This window comes from Streptomyces puniciscabiei (genome assembly GCF_006715785.1).
GTDB classification, from domain to species: domain Bacteria; phylum Actinomycetota; class Actinomycetes; order Streptomycetales; family Streptomycetaceae; genus Streptomyces; species Streptomyces puniciscabiei.
Window position 1 is genome coordinate 3875765 of the sequence record NZ_VFNX01000001.1, and the last position, 26121, is coordinate 3901885.

General features: G+C 71.8%; 19 protein-coding genes, 1 pseudogene and 1 riboswitch. Of the genes and pseudogenes, 17 read left to right on the forward strand and 3 right to left on the reverse strand.

Annotated elements, in window-relative coordinates; translation table 11 throughout:
• Nucleotides 1–330: 330 nt before the first annotated feature.
• From FB563_RS17975 to FB563_RS17995, 5 genes are all read left to right on the forward strand, one after another.
• Nucleotides 331–1119 carry an ABC transporter ATP-binding protein gene (locus tag FB563_RS17975; protein ID WP_055708163.1) on the forward strand — a complete coding sequence of 263 codons (789 nt, stop codon included), beginning with the start codon at nucleotides 331–333 and terminating at the stop codon, nucleotides 1117–1119.
• Nucleotides 1116–3698 carry an ABC transporter permease gene (locus FB563_RS17980; RefSeq protein ID WP_055708162.1) on the forward strand — a complete coding sequence of 861 codons (2583 nt, stop codon included), beginning with the start codon at nucleotides 1116–1118 and terminating at the stop codon, nucleotides 3696–3698. The genes FB563_RS17975 and FB563_RS17980 overlap by 4 nt, the downstream gene beginning before the upstream one ends.
• A 314-nt stretch (nucleotides 3699–4012) precedes the next feature.
• Nucleotides 4013–7546 carry a transcription-repair coupling factor gene (gene mfd, locus FB563_RS17985; RefSeq protein WP_055708161.1) on the forward strand — a complete coding sequence of 1178 codons (3534 nt, stop codon included), beginning with the start codon at nucleotides 4013–4015 and terminating at the stop codon, nucleotides 7544–7546.
• A gap of 483 nt (nucleotides 7547–8029) precedes the next feature.
• The gene (locus FB563_RS17990; protein ID WP_055708160.1) at nucleotides 8030–8746 is read left to right on the forward strand and encodes an HNH endonuclease family protein; all 717 of its coding nucleotides are present in this window, start codon (nucleotides 8030–8032) and stop codon (nucleotides 8744–8746) included.
• 90 nt (nucleotides 8747–8836) lie between these two features.
• On the forward strand, nucleotides 8837–9580 hold the full coding sequence (locus FB563_RS17995; protein ID WP_055708159.1) for a hypothetical protein: 744 nt from the start codon (nucleotides 8837–8839) through the stop codon (nucleotides 9578–9580).
• A 25-nt stretch (nucleotides 9581–9605) separates the two neighbouring features.
• Here FB563_RS17995 and FB563_RS18000 read toward each other — a convergent pair whose 3' ends face one another.
• The gene (locus FB563_RS18000; RefSeq protein WP_055708158.1) at nucleotides 9606–10325 is read right to left on the reverse strand and encodes a hypothetical protein; all 720 of its coding nucleotides are present in this window, start codon (nucleotides 10323–10325) and stop codon (nucleotides 9606–9608) included.
• 167 nt (nucleotides 10326–10492) lie between these two features.
• Nucleotides 10493–11194: an Rv1352/Rv1906c domain-containing protein gene (locus FB563_RS18005; RefSeq protein ID WP_055708157.1), complete on the reverse strand. Its 702-nt coding sequence runs from the start codon at nucleotides 11192–11194 to the stop codon at nucleotides 10493–10495.
• 187 nt (nucleotides 11195–11381) lie between these two features.
• On the opposite strand from FB563_RS18005, the gene FB563_RS18010 reads away from it, so the two are divergent.
• From FB563_RS18010 to FB563_RS18040, 7 genes are all read left to right on the forward strand, one after another.
• Nucleotides 11382–13664: an N-6 DNA methylase gene (locus FB563_RS18010; RefSeq protein ID WP_142218786.1), complete on the forward strand. Its 2283-nt coding sequence runs from the start codon at nucleotides 11382–11384 to the stop codon at nucleotides 13662–13664.
• Between the two features lie 111 nt (nucleotides 13665–13775).
• Nucleotides 13776–14402, forward strand: coding sequence for a hypothetical protein (locus tag FB563_RS18015; RefSeq protein WP_142218787.1), 627 nt, complete (start codon nucleotides 13776–13778; stop codon nucleotides 14400–14402).
• Nucleotides 14403–14440: 38 nt separating this feature from the next.
• Entirely contained in the window at nucleotides 14441–15934 is a 1494-nt protein-coding gene (locus tag FB563_RS18020) for a serine/threonine-protein kinase (RefSeq protein ID WP_280116578.1), read from the forward strand.
• Nucleotides 15935–15995: 61 nt separating this feature from the next.
• The gene (locus FB563_RS18025) at nucleotides 15996–16823 is read left to right on the forward strand and encodes a glycoside hydrolase domain-containing protein (protein WP_055709495.1); all 828 of its coding nucleotides are present in this window, start codon (nucleotides 15996–15998) and stop codon (nucleotides 16821–16823) included.
• A gap of 149 nt (nucleotides 16824–16972) precedes the next feature.
• On the forward strand, nucleotides 16973–17626 hold the full coding sequence (locus FB563_RS18030) for a SurA N-terminal domain-containing protein (protein ID WP_055709491.1): 654 nt from the start codon (nucleotides 16973–16975) through the stop codon (nucleotides 17624–17626).
• Nucleotides 17627–17699: 73 nt separating this feature from the next.
• Nucleotides 17700–18854, forward strand: coding sequence for a nucleoside triphosphate pyrophosphohydrolase (locus FB563_RS18035; RefSeq protein WP_411573222.1), 1155 nt, complete (start codon nucleotides 17700–17702; stop codon nucleotides 18852–18854).
• Nucleotides 18851–20170, forward strand: a complete 1320-nt coding sequence (locus FB563_RS18040; RefSeq protein ID WP_055709492.1) for a cytochrome P450 family protein — start codon at nucleotides 18851–18853, stop codon at nucleotides 20168–20170. Before FB563_RS18035 ends, FB563_RS18040 begins: the two co-directional genes overlap by 4 nt.
• On the opposite strand, the gene FB563_RS18045 is transcribed toward FB563_RS18040, so the two are convergent.
• The gene (locus tag FB563_RS18045; RefSeq protein ID WP_055709493.1) at nucleotides 20164–20847 is read right to left on the reverse strand and encodes a DUF899 family protein; all 684 of its coding nucleotides are present in this window, start codon (nucleotides 20845–20847) and stop codon (nucleotides 20164–20166) included. The genes FB563_RS18040 and FB563_RS18045 overlap by 7 nt on opposite strands.
• A gap of 295 nt (nucleotides 20848–21142) precedes the next feature.
• On the opposite strand from FB563_RS18045, the gene FB563_RS18050 reads away from it, so the two are divergent.
• From FB563_RS18050 to FB563_RS45205, 5 genes and pseudogenes are all read left to right on the forward strand, one after another.
• Complete coding sequence (locus tag FB563_RS18050) at nucleotides 21143–22234, forward strand: LysM peptidoglycan-binding domain-containing protein (protein WP_055709494.1); 1092 nt, start codon at nucleotides 21143–21145, stop codon at nucleotides 22232–22234.
• 176 nt (nucleotides 22235–22410) lie between these two features.
• A riboswitch (cyclic di-AMP (ydaO/yuaA leader) is annotated at nucleotides 22411–22583 on the forward strand.
• Nucleotides 22584–22587: 4 nt separating this feature from the next.
• Nucleotides 22588–23271: a LysM peptidoglycan-binding domain-containing protein gene (locus FB563_RS18055; protein ID WP_142218789.1), complete on the forward strand. Its 684-nt coding sequence runs from the start codon at nucleotides 22588–22590 to the stop codon at nucleotides 23269–23271.
• Between the two features lie 331 nt (nucleotides 23272–23602).
• Nucleotides 23603–24889, forward strand: a complete 1287-nt coding sequence (gene eno, locus FB563_RS18060; protein ID WP_142218790.1) for a phosphopyruvate hydratase — start codon at nucleotides 23603–23605, stop codon at nucleotides 24887–24889.
• Nucleotides 24890–25009: 120 nt separating this feature from the next.
• On the forward strand, nucleotides 25010–25486 hold the full coding sequence (locus FB563_RS18065; RefSeq protein ID WP_055710526.1) for an FtsB family cell division protein: 477 nt from the start codon (nucleotides 25010–25012) through the stop codon (nucleotides 25484–25486).
• A gap of 58 nt (nucleotides 25487–25544) precedes the next feature.
• A pseudogene (locus tag FB563_RS45205) lies at nucleotides 25545–25949 on the forward strand (DUF501 domain-containing protein); the annotation flags it as partial.
• Nucleotides 25950–26121 lie beyond the last annotated feature (172 nt).

Sequence of the window (26121 nt, forward strand, 5' to 3'; positions counted from 1 at the left end):
AGGCTTTGCGCACCGAAGGGTGGAGACGACCCCGAGGGGGTCTCCGCCCGGGGGTGGAGCACCCCTAGGGGTACCTCCGTACTACGGCTCGGGGAGGGTTCGTCCCCCCGGAGGACGAGAGGGGCGGGGCCCGGTCCTTAACCTGGCTTTACGCCGCTGGGGGGCGGCCGACCGCACCGGCGGGGTGGGGTTTTCCCCCGGGAAAGAGGGGGCTTCGCACCAGCGCGCGACGGCCCCGCCGGCCGCGAGACTCATCGACGTACCCAAGACCACGCCCTGGCACGCCGGGGCACCACTCACCGACTTGCCGACCGACATAGGAGACATACCGTGACATCGGCTGTGACCATTCCCAGGCACGGGGGCACTGGAGGGACTACGGCCGTTGCCGCGCGGGCGCGGCAGGTCGTGAAGGCGTACGGGTCCGGCGAGACCCGTGTCGTCGCCCTCGATCACGTCGACGTGGACATCGCGCGGGGCCAGTTCACCGCCATCATGGGCCCCTCGGGGTCCGGCAAGTCCACGCTCATGCACTGCCTCGCCGGCCTCGACACCGTCACCAGCGGCAAGATCTACCTGGACGAGACCGAGATCACCGGCCTGAAGGACAAGAAGCTCACCCAGCTGCGCCGGGACCGGATCGGCTTCATCTTCCAGGCGTTCAACCTGCTGCCGACGCTGAACGCCATCGAGAACATCACCCTCCCCATGGACATCGCGGGCCGCAAGCCGGACAAGGCCTGGCTGGACCGCGTGGTGGAGACCGTCGGGCTCGCCGGACGCCTCAAGCACCGCCCGACCCAGCTCTCCGGCGGCCAGCAGCAGCGCGTCGCCGTGGCCCGCGCCCTCGCCGCCCGCCCGGAGATCATCTTCGGGGACGAGCCGACCGGAAACCTCGACTCGCGCGCTGGCGCCGAGGTCCTCGGCTTCCTGCGCCGCTCGGTGGACGAACTCGGCCAGACCATCGTGATGGTCACCCACGACCCCGTCGCCGCCTCCTACGCCGACCGCGTGCTCTACCTCGCCGACGGCCGGATCGTCGACGAGATGTACCAGCCGACGGCCGATCAGGTCCTCGACCGCATGAAGGACTTCGACGCCCGGGGGCGTACGTCATGACCGTCCTGAAGACCTCGCTGCGCAACTTCCTCGCGCACAAGGGCCGCATGGCGCTCTCCGCGATCGCGGTCCTGCTGTCGGTGGCCTTCGTGAGCGGGACCCTCGTCTTCACCGACACCATGAACACCACCTTCGACAAGCTGTTCCAGGCCACGGCCTCGGACGTGACCGTCAGCGCACAGGGCTCCTCCGACACCGGTGAGACCACCTCCCGCACCGGCAAGCCGCCGGTCATGCCGGCCTCCGTGGTCGGCCGGGTCCGGGGGGCGCAGGGCGTCGCGAAGGCCGAGGGCACGGTGTTCTCCACCTCGGTGACCGTCATCGACGCCAAGAAGGACAAGCTGTCGCCGAACAGCGGCGCGCCGACCATCGTCGGCAGCTGGAACGGCAACGACGCCCGCACCATGAAGATCACCACCGGTACGGCGCCCAAGGGCCCGGACCAGGTCATGGTCGACGAGGACACCGCCGCCAAGCACCACCTGAAGCTCGGCGACGACATCGGCGTCATCTCGGTCGTGGGCACGCACCACGCGCGCGTGTCGGGCATCGCCGCCTTCAAGGTCACCAACCCCGGTGCGGCGATCTTCTACCTGGACACGAAGACCGCCCAGCAGACCCTGGTCGGCAAGACCGGCGTCTATACCGACGTCAACGTCACCGCCGCGCAGGGCGTGACGAACGACCAGCTGAAGAAGAACGTCACGGCCGCCCTCGGCCACGGCTACAAGGTGCAGACCGCCAAGGAGGTCGCCGACGCCAACCAGAAGAGCGTCGAGAGCTTCCTGAACGTCATGAAGTACGCGATGCTCGGCTTCGCCGGGATCGCCTTCCTCGTCGGCATCTTCCTGATCATCAACACCTTCTCCATGCTGGTCGCCCAGCGCACCCGCGAGATCGGTCTGATGCGCGCCATCGGCTCCTCCCGCAAGCAGATCAACCGGTCCGTGCTGATCGAGGCGCTGCTGCTCGGCGTGATCGGCTCGGTGCTCGGCGTCGGCGCGGGCGTCGGCATCGCGGTCGGCCTGATGAAGCTCATGGGCAAGATGGGCATGCACCTGTCCACCGACGACCTGACCATCGCCTGGACGACTCCCACCGTCGGGCTGCTCCTCGGCGTCGTGGTCACCGTCCTGGCCGCCTACCTGCCCGCCCGGCGCGCCGGCAAGGTCTCCCCGATGGCCGCCCTGCGCGACGCCGGCGCCCCCGCCGACGCCAAGGCCGGTGCCGTCCGGGCCGTGATCGGCCTGATCCTCACCGCCGCCGGCGGCTTCAGCCTGTACGTCGCCGCCACCGCCGACAAGGCCAAGGCCGGCTCGGGCTGGCTGGGCCTGGGCGTGGTGGCCACGCTGATCGGCTTCGTCGTCATCGGCCCGCTGCTGGCCGCCGGACTGGTCCGCGTCCTCGGCGCGGTCATGCTGCGGATCTTCGGTCCGGTGGGCCGGATGGCCGAGCGCAACGCGCTGCGCAACCCGCGCCGCACCGGCGCCACCGGCGCGGCCCTGATGATCGGCCTGGCCCTGGTGGCCTGCCTGTCGGTGGTGGGCTCCTCCATGGTGGCCTCGGCCACCGACCAGCTCGACAAGACCGTCGGCACCGACTTCATCATCCAGGCCGACAACGGCCAGCGTGTCGTGCCGCAGGCGGTCCGGCTCATCAAGGACACCCCGGGGCTCGCGCGGGTCACCGAGTACCGGCCGACCCTGGCCGACTTCACCACGCCCGACGGCCGGACCCTCAAGGACACGGACATCACCGCGGCCGACCCGACCTACGCGACCGACCTGCGCAAGAAGACCGTCGCCGGGAACCTCAAGGACGCCTACCTGCCCGACTCGATGTCCGTCCACGAGAAGTTCGCCAAGGCGCACGGCATCCACCTCGGCTCGAAGATCACCGTCGCGTTCAAGGAGGGCTCCACCGCCCACCTGACGGTCCGGGCGATCACCAGCAGCGACGACGTGATCGACCAGGGCGCCAAGTACACGTCGACCACCACGCTCGCCAAGTACGTGCCCGCCGCGAAGATGCCGCTCGACCAGCTGGTCTTCGCCAGCGCCGAGGACGGACAGCAGGCCGCCGCCTACAAGGCCCTGAAGTCGGCCCTGCACGACGACTACCCGCAGCTCACCGTGCGCGACCAGACCGACTACAAGAAGGCCCTGAAGGACCAGATTGGCCAGCTGCTCAACATGATCTACGGCCTGCTGGCCCTCGCGATCATCGTCGCGGTCCTGGGCGTGGTGAACACCCTGGCCCTGTCGGTGGTCGAGCGGACCCGGGAGATCGGCCTCATGCGGGCCATCGGCCTCTCCCGCCGCCAGCTGCGCCGCATGATCCGCCTGGAGTCCGTGGTGATCGCCGTCTTCGGCGCCCTGCTCGGCCTCGGCCTGGGCATGGGCTGGGGCGCGACCGCCCAGAAGCTCCTCGCCCTGCAGGGTCTGAAGATCCTGGAGATCCCCTGGCCGACGATCACCGCCGTCTTCATCGGCTCGGCCTTCGTGGGCCTGTTCGCCGCGCTGATCCCGGCGTTCCGGGCGGCCCGGATGAACGTGCTGAACGCCATCGCGACGGACTAGCGCCCACAGGGCCGACAGCCACCGCATACGGGGGTTGCGGGGGAAAACCCGGTGCCGGGGAGTCGCCAGGACTTCCCGGCACCGGGGTTTTGCCGTCCACTTTTCAGCCGGCCGAGTCGGGTGGCGGGTGGGAGAAGGCCCAGGGTCCAGGGGGCGGAGCCCCCTGGTCGGCCCACTGCGGCACCGGGCAGCGAACGCCGGAGTTGTCCACAGCCTCCGACGCCACCCTCGACGGAGTCGTACGCTGGACACCCCCGGCTGCCACCCGCACCGGGCTGCTTGCGTTGCCCCACCACCGGACGGAAAGCCCCTCCATGAGCCTGCACGGTCTGCTCGACGCCGTCGTCAAGGACCCCGCCCTCGCGGAAGCGATCACGGCGGCCGCGGACGGCAACCGTATGCACATCGACCTCGTCGGCCCCCCGGCGGCCCGCCCCTTCACGGTCGCCGCCCTCGCCCGCGAGGCAGGCCGCCCGGTGCTCGCGGTCACGGCGACGGGCCGCGAGGCCGAGGACCTGGCGGCCGCCCTGCGCTCCCTGCTGCCCGCCGAGGGCGTCGTGGAGTACCCCTCCTGGGAGACCCTCCCGCACGAGCGGCTCAGCCCGCGCAGCGACACCGTCGGCCGTCGCCTCGCCGTCCTGCGGCGCCTGGCCCACCCCAGCCCGGACGACCCCGAGACCGGCCCGGTCTCCGTCGTCGTCGCGCCCGTGCGCTCCGTGCTGCAGCCGCAGGTCAAGGGCCTCGGCGACCTGGAGCCGGTGGCCCTGAGGACCGGGCAGACCGCCGACCTGAACGACGTGGTGGAAGCCCTCGCGGCCGCCGCCTACGCGCGCGTGGAGCTCGTCGAGAAGCGCGGCGAGTTCGCCGTGCGCGGCGGCATCCTGGACGTGTTCCCGCCCACCGAGGAACACCCGCTGCGCGTGGAGTTCTGGGGCGACGACGTCGAGGAGATCCGCTACTTCAAGGTCGCCGACCAGCGCTCCCTCGAGGTCGCCGAGCACGGCCTGTGGGCGCCCCCGTGCCGCGAGCTGCTGCTGACCGACGACGTCCGCGCACGCGCGCGTGCCCTCGCCGAGGAACACCCGGAGCTCGGCGAACTCCTGAACAAGATCGCCGAGGGCATCGCGGTCGAGGGCATGGAGTCCCTCGCCCCCGTCCTGGTGGACGACATGGAGCTGCTCCTCGACGTCCTGCCCAAGGGCGCGATGGCCGTCGTCTGCGACCCGGAGCGGGTCCGCACGCGCGCCGCCGACCTCGTGGCCACCTCCCAGGAGTTCCTGCAGGCGTCCTGGGCGGCCACCGCCGGCGGCGGCGAGGCCCCGATCGACGTCGGCGCCGCCTCCCTGTGGTCCATCGCCGACGTCCGCGACCGCGCCCGCGAGCTGGACATGATGTGGTGGTCCGTCTCGCCCTTCGCCGCCGACGAAGAGCTCGACGCCGACACCCTCAAGCTCGGCATGCACGCGCCCGAGACCTACCGCGGCGACACCGCGCGGGCCCTCGCCGACACCAAGGGCTGGCTCGCCGACGGCTGGCGCACGGTCTTCGTCACCGAGGGCCACGGCCCGGCCGCCCGCACGGCGGAGGTGCTCGGCGGCGAGGGCATCGCCGCCCGACTCGACGCCGACCTCGGCGAACTGAGCCCGTCGGTGGTGCACGTCTCCTGCGGCTCCATCGAGTACGGCTTCGTGGACCCGGCCCTGAAGCTCGCCGTGCTCACCGAGACCGACCTGTCCGGCCAGCGTGCCACCGGCCGCGAGGGCGCCCGCATGCCGGCCCGGCGCCGCAAGACCATCGACCCGCTCACCCTGGAGTCGGGCGACTACATCGTCCACGAACAGCACGGCGTCGGCCGCTACATCGAGATGGTGCAGCGCACCGTGCAGGGCGCCACCCGCGAGTACCTGGTCGTCGAGTACGCGCCCGCCAAGCGCGGCCAGCCCGGCGACCGCCTCTACATCCCGACCGACCAGCTGGAGCAGATCACCAAGTACGTCGGCGGCGAGGCCCCCACCCTGCACCGCCTCGGCGGAGCCGACTGGACGAAGACCAAGGCCCGCGCGAAGAAGGCCGTCAAGGAGATCGCCGCCGACCTGATCAAGCTCTACAGCGCGCGCATGGCCGCCCCCGGCCACACCTTCGGGGCCGACACGCCCTGGCAGCGCGAGCTGGAGGACGCCTTCCCCTACGCCGAGACCCCCGACCAGCTCACCACCATCGCCGAGGTCAAGGAGGACATGGAGAAGTCCGTCCCCATGGACCGCCTGATCTGCGGCGACGTCGGCTATGGCAAGACCGAGATCGCGGTGCGGGCCGCCTTCAAGGCCGTACAGGACGGAAAGCAGGTCGCGGTCCTGGTGCCGACGACCCTGCTGGTGCAGCAGCACTTCGGGACGTTCTCCGAGCGGTACGCGCAGTTCCCGGTGAGCGTGAAGGCGCTGTCCCGGTTCCAGACCGACACCGAGGCCAAGGCCGTCCTGGAGGGACTGAAGGAAGGCTCGGTGGACGTCGTGATCGGCACCCACCGCCTGTTCTCCTCCGAGACGAAGTTCAAGGACCTGGGGCTGGTCATCGTCGACGAGGAACAGCGCTTCGGCGTCGAGCACAAGGAGCAGCTGAAGAAGCTCCGCGCCAACGTCGACGTGCTGACCATGTCCGCCACCCCGATCCCGCGCACCCTGGAGATGGCGGTCACCGGCATCCGTGAGATGTCCACGATCACCACACCCCCGGAGGAACGCCACCCGGTGCTCACCTTCGTCGGGCCGTACGAGGAGAGGCAGATCGGCGCCGCCATCCGCCGCGAACTGCTGCGCGAGGGCCAGGTCTTCTACATCCACAACCGTGTCGAGTCCATCGACCGCGCCGCGGCGAGGCTCCGCGAGATCGTCCCCGAGGCGCGCATCGCCACCGCCCACGGCCAGATGTCGGAGTCGGCGCTGGAGCAGGTCGTCGTCGACTTCTGGGAGAAGAAGTTCGACGTCCTCGTCTCGACCACGATCGTCGAGTCCGGCATCGACATCTCCAACGCCAACACCCTGATCGTGGAGCGCGGCGACACCTTCGGCCTGTCCCAGCTGCACCAGCTGCGCGGCCGCGTCGGCCGCGGCCGTGAGCGCGGTTACGCCTACTTCCTCTACCCGCCGGAGAAGCCGCTGACGGAGACCGCGCACGAGCGTCTGGCCACCATCGCCCAGCACACCGAGATGGGTGCGGGCATGTACGTGGCGATGAAGGACCTGGAGATCCGCGGCGCCGGAAACCTCCTCGGCGGCGAGCAGTCCGGCCACATCGCGGGCGTCGGCTTCGACCTGTACGTCCGCATGGTCGGCGAGGCCGTCGCCGACTACCGGCGTCAGCTGGAGACCGGCGAAATCGAGGAGGAGGCACCGCTCGAGGTCAAGATCGAGCTGCCCGTCGACGCGCACGTGCCGCACGACTACGCGCCCGGCGAGCGCCTCCGCCTCCAGGCCTACCGCGCCATCGCCTCCGCCAACTCGGAGGAGGACATCAAGGCCGTCCGCGAGGAACTCACCGACCGTTACGGCAAGGTGCCCGAGCCCGTGGAGAACCTGCTGCTGGTGGCCGGCCTCAGGATGCTCGCGCGCGCGTGCGGCGTCGGCGAGATCGTGCTCCAGGGCACCAACATCCGTTTCGCACCGGTGGAGTTGCGCGAGTCGCAGGAACTGCGGGTCAAGCGCCTCTATCCCGGTACGGTCATCAAGCCGTCCGTCCACCAGGTGCTGGTCCCGCGCCCGAAGACCGCGAAGGTCGGCGGCAAGCCGCTGGTCGGCCGCGAACTGCTGGGCTGGGTCGGCGAGTTCCTCGCCTCGATCCTGGGGTCGTAGGAGTCGTAGGCGCCGGAGGAAAAGGCGGGGCAGGCGGATCGGCGAGCCGGCGCCCCTACGAACAGGCGGACCTGATCACGTCCGCACGCGCCACACGCCACACGCCACGCGCGGATCGCGGCCCGCGCCAAGGCGACCACGGCCGCGTACAGACCGCACCGCTCCGCGTGGCCCGTATGACGACCTCGGGGCCGGGGGCCGGGCGCTCTCATGCATGCTCTCGTTCATGCCGGGGGCGTCGGACCCTGACGCCGGCGTCAGGGGCAAGCTGCCCACGGCCGGATGTGAGCGGGCGCACACCCCCACCGGCCGTGCTCCCCGCGAACGGCACCGCCATGCCCCAACTCGATCGCCGGCTACCCGAAAAGGATGCTTTGGTCCTCATCGGCAGGGGCCCCGGCGGCAGTTACGGTAAGGGACGGAACGATTCCGCCCGCCTGCGAGGGGCGGACCAGGGCGAGTGACGAGTGAGGGGGACGCACCGTGGCGCGTCTGAGGGGTGGGGCGGTCACCGCCGTGGTCGTGCTGGTCGCGGTGGCCGGCTGCACCACGGACAGGACCAAGGGGGCCTCCGGGCCCGAGCGGAGCGGCGGCGACGGCGTGGTCCTGGCCGCCGTCGACTCACTGACCGTCAAGGGCCGCGCCCCGAAGACCGGCTACTCGCGAGCCCGGTTCGGCACGGCCTGGGCGGACACCGACTCCAACTCCTGCGACACCCGGGACGACATACTCAAACGCGACCTGAAGGGCGTCAGGTTCACCGGCGGCACCTGCAAGGTGACGTACGGCCTGCTCGAGCCCGACCCCTACTCCGGCAAGGACATCACCTACCGGCGCGGCAGCAGCCAGGTCGACATCGACCACGTCGTCCCCCTCTCCGACGCCTGGCAGAAGGGCGCCAAGTACTGGGACGCGAGCAAGCGCATAGCGCTGGCCAACGACCCCCTCAACCTCATCGCGGTCGACGCGAGCACCAACCGCGGCAAGGGCGACGGCGACGCGGCCACCTGGCTCCCGCCCAACACCCGGTACCGCTGCACCTATGTGGCCGCCCAGGTCGCGGTGAAGAAGAAGTACGGCCTGTGGGTCACCGCCGCCGAGAAGGCCGCCATGAAGAAGGTGCTCAGCGGCTGCCCCGGCCAGAAACTCCCCACGGGCGGCAACCCGACCCAGGCCCCGGAGCGCTTCCGCGCCCGCTGAGCCCCAGGCCCCTCGGGTCGAACCAGCCGGAGACGCCGACCGGCGAAAACCGTTGTCCGGGCCGGGTGCGTGCCGCCTACCGTGAACGCCATGGACGTCAAGGTGAGCAGCATCGCCGAGCGGCCCGACCGGCTGCCGGCGTTGTTCGAGATGGCCGACACATGGCCCGAGTTCGTGACCAACGACCCTGTGGGCACCGCCCATTACGGCCGTATCCCCACCGAACTGCCGCAGTACGCGCTGTTCGCCGAGGACGAGCGCGGCCGGATCGTCGCCCACGCCTTCAGCGTGCCCTTCGCCCTCGGCGTCGACGGCCGGCGCACCCTGCCCGCGCGCGGCTGGGACCAGATCCTGCTGTGGGCCTTCGCCGACCTGCGCCGGGGCACCCGCCCCGACACGGTGAGCGCCGTCTCGGTCACCGTCGCCCCGCACGCCCAGGGCCACGGCCTGTCCGCCGTCATGCTCTCGGCGATGCGGGCGGGCGCCCGCGCGCTCGGCTTCCGCGAGGTCGTCGCCCCTGTCCGCCCCAGCGCCAAGCACCGGGAGCCGCGCACCCCGATCGCCGAGTACGCGCACCGGGTGCGCCCCGACGGGCTGCCCGAGGACCCGTGGCTGCGTGTCCACGCGCGTGCCGGGGCCACCATCGACTCCATCGCGCCGGCGTCCATGACCGTGGGCGCCTCGCTGGAGGAGTGGCGCCGCTGGACCGGGCTGCCGTTCGACACCGCGGCCGACGTCGAGGTGCCCGGCGCACTGGTCCCCGTCCGCTGTGAACCCGAGCGCGGCTACGCCGTCTACGTCGAGCCCAACGTGTGGATGCGGCACCCGCTGTGAGCGGGTGCCGCGTGTCCCCGGCCGGTCAGGCGGTCTTCAGGCCCTTCAGGGCGGCCAGGATCTCGGTCGTCACCTTCTTCGCGGACGCCGCGCCGTTGTCGCTGCCCGCCGTGGACAGCACGGTGACGACGGAGTTTCCGGAACGGGCCGCGATCAAAGTCTGACCGTTCTGCCAGTGACCGCTCGTCAGCGTCATCGTGTAGGCCTCGTCCCCGAGCCCGGCCGCGGACTTGCCGGTGACCTTCACCTTGGCGTGGTCGTCGGTGTTCGTGTACGTGGCGCACTCGGCCGCCACGGTGCGCAGGTCCTTCATCACGGTGGCCGCCGTGGTGCCCTGGAACGCGTCGATCTCCTGGGCCACGAGCTCGGTCTGGTCCTTGTTCGCGTAATCGTTCTGCGCGAACGACACGCCTCCCTTGTAGCCGCTCACCTGGATCCAGGACGTGGTCTCCAGCCTCGTGCAGTCCGGCTTCCCGGCCTTCCGGTTCGACGGGGAGAGGAACTGGCCGCCGCTGTCCGCGGAACCGTCGGCCTCCAGGGTGAGCCCGGACGGGACGGCCGACGCGGGCGCCAGTGCCTTCTTCAACTGCGTACCGGTGGCGAGACCGGCGTTCAGGTCCTTGGCCTTGGCCGGCTTGGCACTCGCGGCCCCGCTGTCCGAGGAGGAACCGGACGAGCAGGCGGTGAGGGCCAGGGGGAGCGCCGCGACGGCGAGCAGCGTGGCGACACGGGGGGTGAGGCGCATGACGATCCTTCAACGGGTGGGTGTAACGGGGATGTGTGTACGGCTTGCCGTACGGCGTCCGGAACCGGTCCGGCTGCGCGGGGTCGGGCCCGGGCAGCCGGAGCCGGGAGGACGGGTTCGGTGAGCGGTGGGTGTGAGGTGAGCGGTGGCGGGAAGGGCCGGCCGGCTCAGGCCGCCTTCTTCCAGGCGCCGCAGCCGGTGGTCTTGAAGTAGGCGTCGCCCGGGCTGATGGTGACGACGGCCGTGCCGGTCACGTTGTCGTTGGCGATGATCGAGTTCAGCCCGTGCTCGGCGTCCTTGGTGCGCTCCCAGTAACAGGAGTCGTCGGTGTTGCCGGTCGACTTGTAGGTGCCCGGCGCGATGTCCGTGCCGACCTTGTACATGCCGCCGTCGCCGTCCATCGAGGAGGCGGGCGTGCCCTTCGCCTTGGGGTCGACGGCCTCCCAGTCCTTGCAGCCGCTGGACTTGAAGATCTTGTCGGTGGGCTTGACGGTCACGTAACTCGTGCCGGTGACGTTGTCGTTGGCCAGCAGGGAGTCCGTCTCGCCCTTGGCGTCCTTGGCGCGCTCCCAGTAGCACATGTCGTCGGTGTTGCCGGTCGTGCGGTACGTGCCCGGCTTCACGTCCGAGCCGACCTGGTACTCGCCGTCGCCCGCGATGGCGGCCTTCTTCTTCCCGGCCGCCTGCCCGAGCCCCGAGCCCTTCTTGTCCTTGGCGCCGCCGGGCGTGCGTTCGGCGGAGGCGGACGAGCCCTTGCCGATGCCGCCGGAACCGCCGTCCTTGCCGTTGCTGCCGGCGTTCGCCGACACGGCAGCGATGACAACGACCCCCACGACGGCACCCAGCGAGACCTTGGCCTTCATGCCCATGGCGAATCCCTCCCCAAAGCGGCGGCCTCCCCCTCCGGTGGCCGCTCGTTCGCTGGGTCAATAAGAGCAGAGCCTGTGAACCGAGTCAACACGGTTCACAAATGCAGGGCAGTACACGTCGTGAATGCACGGATCTTGTGTACGCCGGTATGCTCGGCGCACACACGGGACGAGGGGAGCGGGGCCGGTGCAGGACAACGCGACAGAGGTGACCGCGGGCGGGATCGCGCGGCTCGCCGGAGTGGGCCGGGCCGCCGTCAGCAACTGGCGCCGTCGGCACGCCGATTTCCCCAAGCCGGTCGGCGGCACCGAGACCAGCCCGTCCTTCGCGCTCGCCGAGGTCGAGGCCTGGCTGCGCAAGCAGGGCAAGCTCGCCGTGGTCCCGCTGCGGGAACGCGTCTGGCAGCAGCTCGTCGGGCATCCCGAGGGCCCGCTGACCGCCCTGGTGCACGCGGGCTGCGTGCTGCTGCTCATCCACGAGCGCCCCACCGTCTGGCTCGACGCGAGCGCCGGCTCCGACGCGCGCCTGGCCGCGATGCTGCCGGGCGCGCTGGAGCAGGTGCTGACAGCGCGTTTCGGCGGCGTGCGGGGGCCCGGTGTGAAGGCACGCCCTGGGACATCCGGTGTGAACGTGGATTCGGCGGCGCCCGCCGTGAACGCCGACACGGAGGCAGCCGCTGTGAACGCGGCACGCACGTCCCCCGCTGTGAACTCCTCAGAGACCGAGCAGCCTGTGAACACCCCGCCAACCGTTCACACGCCCGCTGCAGTTCACGGCACCGCCACCCCGGGCACCGCCACCCCGCGGACCCCGCGCATCCCGCGCACCCCCGCCCCCCACACCCCCGCCCTCCGCACCCCCACCGGCCCCCAACTCCTCCCCTCTGTTCCGCTCCTGCGCGGCGCGGCCGAGCTGGCCGCCGAGACCGGGGCGCGGCAGGCCTTCGAGTTCCTGCTGGGCCGGCACCTGGACGCCAACCCCCGCCAGTACACGCTCACCCCGGCCGAACTCGCCGGCCTCATGGCCGACCTCGCCGGCCCCGCCCGTACCGTCCTGGACCCCGCCTGCGGCACCGGCGCCCTGCTGCGCGCGGTCGACCCCCGCCCCGAGCAGGAGCTGTACGCCCAGGACAGCGCGCCCGACCTGGCCGCGCTGACCGCGCTGCGGCTCGCGCTGCACTCCCGGGCCGGCGTGCGTGGCGCCGTCGGCGACTCCCTGCGCGCCGACGCCCACCCGGAGCTGCGCGCGGAGGCCGTGCTGTGCCATCCGCCGTTCAACGAGCGCAACTGGGGCCACGACGAACTCGCCTACGACCCCCGCTGGGAGTACGGCTTCCCGGCCCGAACCGAGTCCGAACTGGCCTGGGTGCAGCACGCGTTGGCCCGGCTGGCCGACGGCGGCCGTGCCGTGCTGCTCATGCCGCCGGCCGCGGCCTCCCGCCGTTCCGGGCGCCGGATCCGTGCCGACCTGCTGCGCCGGGGCGCGCTCCGGGCGGTGATCGCGTTGCCGGTCGGGGCGGCGCCGCCGTACAACATCCCGCTGCACGTGTGGGTGCTGCGCCGGCCCGACCGGACGCCGGTGTCGCCCGAGGTGCTGCTCGTGGACACCGGGAGGTTCGCCGGGGAGGGCCGCGGCGGTCCGGACTGGCCGGCGGTCCGTGAGGCCGTCGTGGACGCCTGGCGTGCCGTCGAGCGCGCGGGGCGGCCGGCGGAGCGGCCGGGGCTCGCCCGCTGCGTGCCGGTCATCGAGCTGCTCGACGACGACGTCGACCTCGCCCCCGCCCGCCATCTGCCGCCGGCGGCCGTGGCCGACGGCGCGGAGCAGCTCACCGCGGTGCGCGAGCGCCTCGGTGCCACCCTGCGCCTGACCGCCGAGCTCACTCCGCCGCCCGCGGCGCCCGCGCCGGGCGCGCGTTGGCCGCTCACCACGATCGGTGAACTCGCGCGCGGGGGCGCGCTGATGATGCGCACCGGCGGAAACGGCGGCCACGCACGCGTGCCCGTGCTCACCGACCACGACGTCCTCGCCGGCACGGCACCCTCCGGATCGCTGCCGGAGAGCGAGGAGGAGGCCGTGCTGACCGAGCCGGGCGACGTGGTCGTACCGGTACTCGGCGGCGGCTCGGTGGCGCGCGTGATCGATGACACGACGGGCGGCGCCGCCCTGGGGCGCAACCTCGTGCTGCTGCGCCCCGATCGCACGGCGCTCGACCCGTGGTTCCTCGCCGGGTTCCTGCGCGGCACCGCGAACAACCGGCAGGCCAGCAGCTACGCCTCCACCGCGACCCGGCTGGACGTGCGCCGGCTGCAGTTGCCCCGGCTCCCGCTGGACGAACAGCGGCGCTACGGTGAGCGTTTCCGCGCACTCGACGAGTTCGAGCGGGCACTGCGGCTTGCGGGCCGGCTCGGCGAGCAACTCGTGCGCGGCATGTACGACGGGCTGACGGACGGGACGGTGGCACCGGACTGAGCGCCCGGAGAGCGGCAACGGTTCGGTACACCCGGGACCAGCTGTCCTCGGCGGCCTATACGCTCGGACTCAGCACACACGTCCGCACGCATCAGGCCTCCAGGAGCAGCCATGCAAGGCCACGGCTACGCGCCGCCTCAGCCGCAGCCACCCTCGACCGGGGTGCTGGTCCTGTTGCGCGTGATCTTCGTGGCGGTGGCGTTCTTCAGCATCGGATTTCTGGCGTGGGTGGCGCCGCTGCGCGCGGCCATCGTGACCCGCAGGCCCGCCGAGTGGTGGTTCTTCGGCGCGTCCGTGACCGTCCTCGGCATCTGCTTCGCACTCTTCAGTACCGACCACACCGACGACTTCAGCTCGCCCAACGGCACTCTGGGCATGAGCATGCTGCTGCTGAACCTCGTCGCCTGCATCGCCTACTACCTCTACGCGGACATACGCCACTTCCAACGGCTCCGCCAGGCTTACGCCGGGCACGTGCCGTTGGGGCCGGGCTACGGATACGCCCAGCGCGTCTCGCCGTTCACCGCGACGACCGCGCCGAGCACGCCGAGCACACCGCAACCCCCGTACGCCCCGGCCCCGATGCCCCACATCCCCGCGCCCCAGCCGCACGTCCCCGCACCGCCCCAGCGCCCGGCGCCCAGCCACATCGACCAGGTGCGCGCCGAACTGGACGAGCTGAGCGACTACCTGCGCAAGCACGACGGCCGGCCCGACGGTCACGAGAGCGGAAGGTGAGCGTGGCGACAGGACGTGTCGTCGCCGGCCGGTACGAACTGTCCACGCTCATCGGGCAGGGCGGCATGGGCCAGGTGTGGACGGCGTACGACCGGCGGCTCGACCGGCGCGTGGCGGTGAAGCTGCTGCGCCCCGACAAGGTGGCGGGCCAGGAGGCGGACGAGTTGCGCCGCCGGTTCCTGCGCGAGTGCAGGGTGACCGCGCAGGTGGACCACCCCGGTCTGGTGACGGTGCACGACGCGGGCAGCGAGGGCGAGGAGCTGTTCCTCGTCATGCAGTACGTCGACGGCGCCGACCTGTCGGACCATCTCGCCGAGCACGACCCGTACCCGTGGCAGTGGGCGGTCGCGGTGGCCGCGCAACTGTGCGCCGTGCTGAGCGCCGTGCACGCCGTGCCGATCGTGCACCGCGACCTCAAGCCGCGCAACGTGATGGTGAAGCAGGACGGCACGGTCACCGTCCTCGACCTCGGTGTGGCGTCCGTCATGGACAGCGACACCACGCGGCTCACCCACACCGGCTCCCCGATCGGCTCGCCCGCCTACATGGCGCCGGAGCAGGCGATGGGCGGCGTGGTCGGCCCGTACACCGACCTGTACGCGCTCGGGGTGCTGATGCACGAACTGCTCAGCGGTGACGTGCCGTTCGCGGGCTCGACGGCGCTCGGGGTGCTGCACCGGCACCTGTACGAGCCCCCGCTGCCCGTGCGCCGGATCCGCCCCGAGGTGCCCGAGGCGCTGGAGACGCTCGTGCTGCGGCTGCTCACCAAGGACCCGCAGCACCGGCCGGGCTCCGCACAGGAGGTGTACGAGGACCTGGCGGCGCTCCTGCCCGCGCGCGGGACCCCCACCGGGGCTCCCTTGGACCCCACGCGCCCCTTCCTGCGCCCGCACGCCCCCTGGCCGGACCGTGCGCGGACCCCCGCGCCCCAGCCCGCCCCCGTCGCGCCGGCGCCGCCGGTGACCGAGAAGCCCGACGTCGCCGCCGCCGTGGACGAGGTCAAGCGGCTGCTGGGGGAGGGGCGCATCACCCAGGCCGTGGACATCCTGGGCGCGATCCTGCCCGCCGCCGCCGAGCAGCACGGCGAGCACTCCCCGGTCGTGCGCACCCTGCGCAAGCAGTACGCGGCCACGCTCATGGACGACGGCCAGTACCGGCGCGCGCTGCCCGAACTGCGCCGCCTCGCCGACGAACGCGCCGCCGAGGCCGGCCAGGCCGACCCGCAGTCCCTGCGCTACCGCTACGAGGCCGCGCAGTGCCTGGAGCAGCTGGGCCAGCCGGCCGCCGCACTCGCCGAGTACCGGGCGCTGCTGCCGTACTACGAGAACCAGTACGTCTCCGGCGACCCACAGCTCGCCCACGACGTCCGGCGGCGCGTCGGACACCTGCTGCTCGCCCTCGGCGACCGGCCGTCGGCGCACGACACCCTCGCCCGGCTGCTGATGGACGTGGAGCGGCTGCACGGCCCCGGCTACCCGATGGCCCTGGAGATCCGGCGCACCCTGCAATGGCTGGGGCAGGTGCGGGGCTAGCCGCGGCGGTTGGTACCTTGCGTTTCGCTTTTCCGGGCGACGTACGCAAGGGGTGGGGTTCATGGCCGGCCATCGGCAGTCGAAGAAGCGCAGACACATCACGTGGGCGGTGGCAGGGGCTGCCGTCGTCGCCGGCGCCGGGATCGCCGCGCAGACCTCCATGGCCGCCACCGTCTGGCCTGCGCAGAAGACGTTCACGGGGCGCGCGTTCGACACCTGCGCCGCGCCCTCCAAGCCGGCCATGAAGGCCTGGCACACCGGCTTCTACGGCGCCGCCGCCGTCTACGTGGGCGGCAGGAACCGCGGCTGCGCCCAGCCCAACCTCACCGCGGACTGGGTCAGGTACGTCTCCGGCATGGGCTGGAAGCTCGTCCCGATCTACGTCGGCGCCCAGCCGCCCTGCCAGTCCGGTTCCAACCCGGAGAAGATCACCGCGTCCACGGCCGCCTCCCTCGGCGCCACGGACGCCGCCGACGCCGTGGCCAAGGCCTCCGCGCTCGGGATGAAGGCGGGCAGCCCCGTCTACCTCGACATGGAGCCGTACGACATCACGAACACGGCGTGCAACGACGCCGTGCTGACGTATGTCCGCGCCTTCGACAAGGGACTGCGCGCGAAGACCTACCGCAGCGGTTACTACGGCTTCACCAGCTCCAGCGCCAAGGCCGTCGCCACGGCCAAGGACAAGACGGACCTGCCGGGCAACCTCTGGTACGCGCTGTGGGACAAGCAGAACACGACCACCGCGGACTGGCCGTGGGGATCCACCCAGTTCACCGACCACAGCCGCGGCCATCAGTACCTGGTCAACAGCAAGGAGACCTACGGCGGGGTCACGCTCACCGTGGACCGGGACGCCTGGGACGCGCCGGTGGCCATCACCGGCTGAGCCGGGAGCAGGCCCGGCAGGGTGCGCGACGGTGCCCGAAGCGCGTGCGAATCGTTGGTCGAATGGGTTGGCCCCGGCCTCCCCACTGCCTACCATCGATCACCGCAAGACTTTGTGCACCGTCGCACAATCTCCCCCTGGAGGTTTCCTTGCACCGCCGCCGTCGCACCGCGCTCGTCCTCACCGCCGCGATCGCCGCCGCGGCACCCCTGCTGACCGCCTGCGGAAACGACGCACACGCCGGCGCCGCGGCCGTCGTCGGCGGGCAGCGGATCACCGTCGCCCAGCTGGAGAGCAGGGTCGACGAGGTCCGCAGGGCACAGCGGGCCGCGGTGCCGGACGAGACCCAGTACCAGCAGGTCCTCGCCTCCACCAGCAGCCTGACCCGGGACACCCTGCACAACATGGTCCTCGACCGGGTGCTGCACCGCGCCGCGCAGGACGCTGGCATCACGGTCAGCCGCAAGGAGGTCGAGCAGATGCGGGCCGGGCTGGAGCAGCAGGCCGGCGGCGCCAAGGGCCTGCAGACCGCCTGGCTGCAGAAGTACGGCATCGCCCCCGCCCGCCTCGACGACAACCTCCGGCTCCAGCTGGAGGCGCAGAAGCTGGCCGACCGGCTCGGCACCGACACCAGCCGGCCCGCCTTCTGGAAGGCGCTGTCCAAGGCGTCCCAGGAACTCCACATCGACCTCAACCCGCGCTACGGCACCTGGGACGTGCAGAAGAGCAGCCGCGTGGACGCCAGGACCCCCTGGGTACGGGAGGTCACGACGGCGTCGGGCGGGCAGCCCGTGACGGCGTAGCGGCACGGGTGCCGGTCATACGATCACACGACCATCCCCGCCCTGTGGACAACCGAATCCGCTCGTCGCCGCGGTGGGTTACGTTCGGATCGTGAACGCATCCAGCTCCGACCTCGCCCCCGCCGCCGACCCCGGTCGCATCGTCCTGCTCACCACCAGCCACCGCGTCGCGCCCGGCCTGCTGTCCTGGCCCGCCTGGCAGGCCCTGCGCGCCGCCGACGCCGTGCTGTGCGCGGACGGAGCGCATCCGCAGCTGCCGTATCTGCGCGAGGCCGGCATAGCGGTGCGGGAGGCGTCGCCCACCGCGCAGGAGCTCGTCGCGGCCTGCGCCGGCGGGCGGACCGTGGTGGTCGTGGCCACCGGTGAGGGAGAGCCCGCGCTCACCGACGGCCTGGCCCGGCTGGCCGGCTCCGGCCGCGTCGCCATGCCCGAGCTGGAGCTGCTCCCGGCCTCGTACGACCTGCCCGGCGCCCGCCTGCTGGACCTCGTCCAGGTCATGGACCGCATCCGCGCCGAGTGCCCCTGGTCGTCCCGGCAGACCCACCAGGGCCTCGCCAAGTACGGCATCGAGGAGGCGTACGAACTGGTCGAGGCGATCGAGGCCGGCGACCGCGAGGAGCTGCGCGAAGAGCTGGGCGACGTCCTGCTCCAGGTCGTCTTCCACTCCCGGATCGCCGAGGAGCACCCGGACGCGCCGTTCTCCGTCGACGACGTGGCCGGCGGCATCGTCGCCAAGCTCGTCCACCGGCACCCGCATGTCTTCGGCGACGAGAAGGCCGAGACACCGGAGGACGTCAAGGAGCACTGGCTGCGCACCAAGGCCGAGGAGAAGCGGCGCACCTCGGTCACGGAGGGCGTCCCGCTCGGCCAGCCCGGCCTGGCCCTCGCCGCCAAGCTCGCCTCCCGTGCGCGCACGGCGGGCCTCGAGGTGCCGCTCCCGCAGGGCGGGGGCGTCGGCTACCAGCTGCTGGCCCTGGCGGCCCGCGCCGAGGCGGAGGGCGTGGACCCGGAGGCGGCCCTGCGCGCGGCGGCGCGAGCGTACCGGGACGCCATCCGGGAGGCGGAGGGAGCCGTCCCCGGGGCGGTACGCGCGATCCCCGGCGACCACCGGGACGCGGAGGCCCACCGGGACCCCGGCGAACCGGACGCGCCCGAGGCGATACCCACGGCTCCGGGCGGCCACCGGAACGCGGAGACCCACCCGGATCCGGATACCGTCGGGGAGTGACCGACCAGCCCCATCCCCGGACCGGCCCCGACCCGGCGCCCGCTCCCGCCGCCTTGGCACCCGCCCTGTTCACCTGGGAGTTCGCCACCGACCCCTACCCCGCCTACGCCTGGCTGCGCGAGCACGCGCCGGTGCACCGGACGCGGCTGCCCAGCGGCGTCGAGGCCTGGCTGGTCACCCGGTACGCCGATGCCAAGCAGGCCCTGGCCGACCAGCGGCTGAGCAAGAACCCGGCGCATCACGACGAGCCCGCGCACGCCAAGGGCAAGACCGGTATCCCGGGCGAGCGCAAGGCCGAGCTGATGACCCATCTGCTGAACATCGACCCGCCGGACCACACCCGGCTGCGGCGGCTGGTCAGCAAGGCGTTCACCCCGCGCCGCGTCGCCGAGTTCGCGCCCCGGGTGCAGGAGCTGACCGACCACCTCATCGACCGGTTCGCGGCGGAGGGCTCCGCCGACCTCATCCACGAGTTCGCCTTCCCGCTGCCCATCTACGCCATCTGCGACCTGCTCGGCGTCCCGCGTGAGGACCAGGACGACTTCCGGGACTGGGCGGGCATGATGATCCGGCACGGCGGAGGGCCGCGCGGCGGGGTCGCCCGGTCGGTGAAGAAGATGCGCGGCTACCTCGCCGAGCTGATCCACAAGAAGCGCGAGGCGCTGCCCGCCGAGCCCGCTCCCGGCGAGGACCTCATCTCCGGCCTCATCCGGGCCTCCGACCACGGCGAGCACCTCACCGAGAACGAGGCCGCCGCGATGGCCTTCATCCTGCTGTTCGCCGGTTTCGAGACCACCGTGAACCTGATCGGCAACGGCACCTACGCCCTGCTCACCCATCCCGGGCAGCGCGAGCGGCTCCAGCGCTCCCTGGCCGCGGGGGAACGGGACCTGCTGGAGACCGGAGTGCAGGAACTCCTGCGCTACGACGGCCCGGTGGAGCTGGCCACGTGGCGGTTCGCCACCGAGCCGCTCACCATCGGCGGGCAGCAGATCGCGCCCGGGGATCCGGTGCTGGTGGTGCTCGCGGCGGCGGACCGGGACCCGCAGCGGTTCGCCGACCCGGACGTGCTGGACCTCGCCCGCCGGGACAACCAGCACCTCGGATACGGCCATGGCATCCACTACTGCCTGGGCGCGCCGCTCGCCCGGCTGGAGGGCCAGACCGCGCTCGCCACCCTGCTCACCCGCCTGCCCGATCTGCGGCTCGCCGCCGATCCGGCCGACCTGAGGTGGCGGGGCGGGCTCATCATGCGGGGCCTGCGCACCCTGCCGGTGGAGTTCACACCGGTCCCGGCGGGCACCGGCGCTCAGTAGTCCAGGCCCGCGAACCAGTCGCCACGGCCGCCCGGTGTCAGGTCGAGCAGGTGCCAGACAGGACTGAGCAGGTCGATGCCGCGCTGGTCGATGTCCTCGGACATGCGGGGGTGGGCGGAGTAGAAGTGGCGGACCGTGCCGTCCGCGTCCCGGGTGAAGACGGAGACGGTGGAGTCCTGCACACCGCCCTCGTCCTCGCTTCCCAGGTCGTACTTGAAGGTGCTGTCCCCGGCGCTCAGCAGGCGCAGCCGGGACCAGCCGCGGGCCCGGGCGTGCCGGCGCAGGGTGGGCGGGTCGGCGGCCGCGACGACGACGAGGTCGGCGTTCCGGGCGACGTGGTGGGCGACGCCGTTGAAACCGTCGATCCACAGGGTGCACATCGGACACGGGTCGGTCTGCCGTTTGCCGTACATGAAGTGGTAGACGATCAAGGGCCGGCCGGGGCCGGTGAACAGCTCGGTCAGCCGGACCTCGCGCACCGGCGTGTCGCCCGCGTCGAGGTCCGCGGGGCCTTCGAGGAAGACGTAGTCGCCGACCCCGGCGCCCTGCGGCAGCGCCCTGCGCATGGCCGCCACCCGCTCGCGGTGGCGCATGAGTTCGATCTCGGCGTCGCGGAGTTCCTCGCGTGCGGCGAGGTACTCCGCGGACTCGCCGGGCAGCCGGGTGTGCCGCGCCATCGTGTCCTCCTGGACGTCCAGCCCCCCGGGGTCATGTCGAGTCCCATGGTCGCGGCCGTCCCGTGCGCCGGGAGTGAGGCGGCGCCGTTCCCGCCGGGTGACAAAGCGGGCAGGAGGGGAGGATCGGGCGGCGCACAGGGGGAGATGACAAACCTTCAACTCTGTGATCTTCACGTGATCTGCGCGGCATTAACTTGTGACAAGTGATCGTCTGCCTATACGTTCACCCATCAGCGCGGCGGGGGACTCCACTTCACCGCCGCGCCGGTCCTGCTGTCGCACGAAAGGCTTCCGCATGCTCTCCGGGAACGGTCGTCACCGTCGCCCCCGTCAGGCTCCGGCCCTCCTCGTCGCGGCCGGCGTGACCGGCTCCGCCATCGCCATCCCGCTGCTCGGCGCCGCGAGTGCCAGCGCGGCCGACGGCACCACGTGGGACAAGGTCGCCGAGTGCGAGAGCGGCGGTTCCTGGAGCGCGGACACCGGAAACGGCTACTACGGCGGTCTGCAGATCTCGCTGGACGACTGGGACAAGTACGGCGGCACGCAGTACGCCGAGAGCGCCGACCAGGCCAGCCGTTCCCAGCAGATAGCCGTCGCCGAGAAGATCCTGGCCGACCAGGGCACCACGCCGTGGGCCATGTGCGCGCTGACCGCCGGGCTGACCTCCCACTCCGGCTCGGTCGACGTCGACACCGGGGTCGGCTCCGGCGGCGGCAGCGGGTCGGGCGGTGCGTCCGGCTCCGCGGACGGCTCGGACTCGTCCGGTCTGCCGGATTCGTCCTCGTCCGATGCCACGTCGGGCTCGGACTCCGGCTCCCACTCCACCTCCGGCTCCGACTCCGCGGGTTCGGACTCCTCCGGCCCCACCTCGGACCCGGGCGCCACGACGACCCCGAGCCCGGGCAAGGACGTCACCGGGACCCCCGGGACGGCCGACGGCTCCACCGGAACCCCCGCCCCGAAGTCCGACAAGACCGACAAGTCCGGCTCGGACGACAGCGGAAGCTCACAGGGAACCGACAGTTCCCCCACAGCGGCACCCGGCGCCGACAACCCGGACAATTACCAGCAGGGCCCCGGTTCTTGGAGCCTGATCGACACCGGTGCGCTCAACAATGGCGGGCGCCACCGCGGCGAGAGCGCGGACGAAAGCGTGGCAAACGGTCAGAACGCCACATCTTCCGGCCGTCACGCCGGCCGGGGGCCGGACACCTACACCGTCCGCGAGGGCGACTCCCTCGCCTCCATCGCCGACTCCCTTGGCGTCGACGGCGGGTGGCATGCCCTCTATGACGCCAACAAGAAGGCCATCGGGGCCGACCCGGACCACATCACCGCCGGTCAGACCCTGAACGTGGGCGCCGAAAACGGCGATGCACAGCGGTAGTTGACGCCCCACTTCGCGGCTGATGTCCGGTTTGGTGAAAGTGTGGGATGAGTCTCAGAAGCCCTGATCGTCTTTGAAAATCCGTCGATCGCATGTCTACGGTCAGGACCGCTCGTCACCACGAGCCCCGGCAGTCGCAACGCCGAATCCTGCCAGCGGTTGCCCGGGAACAGTCGTCGCGTCAAGCGCCGTAGGCAGGAGCGGGGGACCCAAGGTAGGCGCCGGGCCCAGCGGTTGACGCTGGACCGGCTAGGGGTGGAGCCGCACCTCGCGAAAGCGGGCGTGCGGCCGGGCAACTCAACCGGCCCGAACCCGACAGCTCACCTCGCAGGCGTCGGTGAGGGGATCGATCCATGCTGTTTTCCGGCAAGGGCAAGCACCGTCGTCCGTCCAAGGCCGTCCGCGCCATCACGCTCGCCGGTGTCACCGGCGCCGCCGTCGCCGCCCCGCTGATGGCGGCCGGCAGCGCCTCCGCCGCCACCGCCTCCCAGTGGGACGCGGTCGCCCAGTGCGAGTCGGGCGGCAACTGGTCCATCAACACCGGCAACGGCTTCTACGGCGGCCTGCAGTTCACCAACTCCACCTGGGCCGCGTACGGCGGCACCGCCTACGCCGCGCGTGCCGACCTCGCCACCAAGGCCCAGCAGATAGCCATCGCCGAGAAGGTCCTCGCGGGCCAGGGCAAGGGCGCCTGGCCGGTGTGCGGCACGGGCCTGTCGGGCACCCCGTACAACGGTTCCGCCCCGGCCGCCTCGACGAAGAGCAGCACGCCGAGCACCACCACCCGCAGCACCGGCCAGCAGGCCGCCACCCGCTCCACCACGCGCACGGCGCCGAGCAAGACCGTCACCACGCCGGCCGGCAAGAAGGTCGAGAAGGGTGACGGGGAGTACAAGGTCGTCAAGGGTGACACCCTCAGCTCCATCGCCGAGAAGCACGGTGTCAAGGGCGGCTGGCAGAAGCTGTTCCAGCTGAACAAGGACATCGTCGAGGACGCGAACCTCATCTACCCGGGCCAGCAGCTGCACCTGAAGTGACACCTGGCTCCGAACGGACCCACAGCGCCCTCACATCCCCGGCCCGCACACTGAAGGCCCCGTGAGGGCCACCCCCGTCCCCACGGGCTCCCCGCCCCGGCGCGTGTTCCCCCGTACGCGCCGGGGCGGGGTCTTTTTCTGCCCCCTTTATGCGTGCCCCGTGCACCCACCCTTTGTTCCGCTCGTGAACAATGGGTACCGTCTGCGTGTCCCTCCCGTCCACGGGACGGTCGGTCGGTGGCCGACGCCCCCGGGACGGTTAGGCTCTAGGCGCAAGGCACAGCCGTAAGGCACACCGCCCCGCACTTCCAGCGTCACATCCAAGAAGGAGATGCTCGTGCCGTCCATCGACGTCGTCGTAGCCCGGGAAATCCTGGACTCCCGAGGCAACCCCACGGTCGAGGTCGAGGTCGGCCTCGACGACGGCAGCACCGGTCGTGCCGCCGTCCCGTCCGGCGCCTCCACCGGCGCCTTCGAGGCCATCGAGCTCCGCGACGGCGACCCCAACCGCTACCAGGGCAAGGGCGTCGAGAAGGCCGTCCTCGCCGTCATCGAGCAGATCGGCCCGGAGCTGGTCGGCTACGACGCCACCGAGCAGCGCCTGATCGACCAGGCCATGTTCGACCTGGACGCCACCGACAACAAGGGCTCCCTCGGCGCCAACGCCATCCTCGGCGTCTCCCTCGCCGTCGCCCACGCCGCGTCCGAGGCGTCCGACCTCCCGCTCTTCCGCTACCTGGGCGGCCCCAACGCGCACCTGCTGCCGGTGCCGATGATGAACATCCTCAACGGCGGCTCGCACGCGGACTCCAACGTGGACATCCAGGAGTTCATGATCGCGCCGATCGGCGCGGAGTCCTTCTCCGAGGCCCTGCGCTGGGGCACCGAGGTCTACCACACGCTGAAGAAGGTCCTGAAGAGCAAGGGCCTGGCCACCGGCCTCGGCGACGAGGGCGGCTTCGCCCCGAACCTCGGCTCCAACCGCGAGGCCCTCGACCTCATCCTCGAGGCCATCAAGGAGGCCGGCTACGCCCCCGGCCAGCAGATCGCCCTCGCGCTCGACGTGGCCGCCTCCGAGTTCTACAAGGACGGCAAGTACCTCTTCGAGGGCAAGGAGCGCTCCGCCGCCGAGATGACGGAGTACTACGAGGAGCTCGTGGCGGCCTACCCGCTCGTCTCCATCGAGGACCCGCTGTTCGAGGACGACTGGGCCGGCTGGAAGGTCATCACCGACAAGCTCGGCGACAAGGTCCAGCTGGTCGGCGACGACCTGTTCGTCACCAACCCCGAGCGCCTCGCCCGCGGCATCGAGGAGGGCACCGCCAACGCCCTGCTGGTCAAGGTCAACCAGATCGGCTCGCTGACCGAGACCCTGGACGCCGTCGAGCTGGCCCAGCGCAACGGCTTCAAGTGCATGATGTCGCACCGCTCCGGCGAGACCGAGGACGTCACCATCGCCGACCTGGCCGTCGCCACCAACTGCGGCCAGATCAAGACCGGCGCCCCGGCCCGCTCCGAGCGCGTCGCCAAGTACAACCAGCTGCTGCGCATCGAGGAGATCCTCGACGACGCCGCGGTCTACGCCGGCCGCAGCGCCTTCCCGCGCTTCAAGGGCTGACCCAACCTGGGGTAAGGCTTAGCCAGTCGTACGTACGTCCCCGTACTCGGTCCCGTACCGTGTCCGGGGACGTACGCACGTGTGGAAACCACACCGGCAAGGGGAGGCGGGAGAAGCCAGATGGCCGTGAAGGACCGGGACCGTTTCTCCACCGCGACCAGGCTGCGGCTGCTCGGCGAGCAGACGGCGGCCCGGGTCTACCGCTCCCAGACCAGGCGGCAGGCCCGCCGCTCCCGGCTCACCGGCCGCGCGGCGCTGCTCGCCCTGGTGCTGTGCACGATGATCGTCGCGCTCGCCTATCCGATGCGGCAGTACGTCTCCCAGCGCGCGCAGATCTCCGACCTCCAGCGGCAGCGGGAGCAGGCCCGCGAGCGGGTCGAGCAGCTGCGCGACCTCAAGGCGCGCTGGCAGGACGACTCCTACGCCGAGCAGCAGATCCGGCGCCGGCTGCACTACGTGATGCCCGGGGAGACCGGGTACGTGGTCGTCGACCCCGGCACGGCCAAGCAGTCCCGCGCCGACCGCAGAGCAGCCCAGCGGCCCTGGTACGCCAATGTCTGGGACGGCGTCGACAAGTCCGACGCCTCCGACCAGTAACCGGCCTCGGCCCGTGACCGACGGCCCGTAACCGATAGAAAGCCGACCTGAAGCAGTCATGGAAACGCCCCCGCCCTCCACCCCGCGCACCGAGCCCACCGACGCGGACGTCGAGGCCTTCAAGCAGCAGCTGGGCCGCCCGCCGCGGGGCCTGCGGGCCATCGCGCACCGCTGCCCGTGCGGTCAGCCGGACGTCGTGGAGACGGCACCCCGGCTGCCCGACGGCACGCCCTTCCCGACGACGTACTACCTGACGTGCCCGCGTGCCGCCTCGGCGATCGGGACGCTGGAGGCGAACGGCGTCATGAAGGAGATGACGGAACGCCTGCAGAGCGACCCGGAGCTGGCCGCGGCCTACCGTGCCGCCCACGAGGACTACATCGCGCGCCGGGACGCCATCGAGGTGCTGGCGGGCTTCCCCAGCGCCGGCGGCATGCCGGACCGCGTGAAGTGCCTGCACGTGCTGGTCGCGCACTCCCTGGCCGCCGGCCCGGGGGTGAACCCGCTCGGCGACGAGGCGCTCGCGATGCTGCCGGAGTGGTGGCGCAAGGGGCCGTGCGTGCAGCCGCTCGAGGCGCCCGATCCGGCGGACGAGCACCCCGGTGAGGAGGGAGCGGTGTTCGACCCCGCCGAGG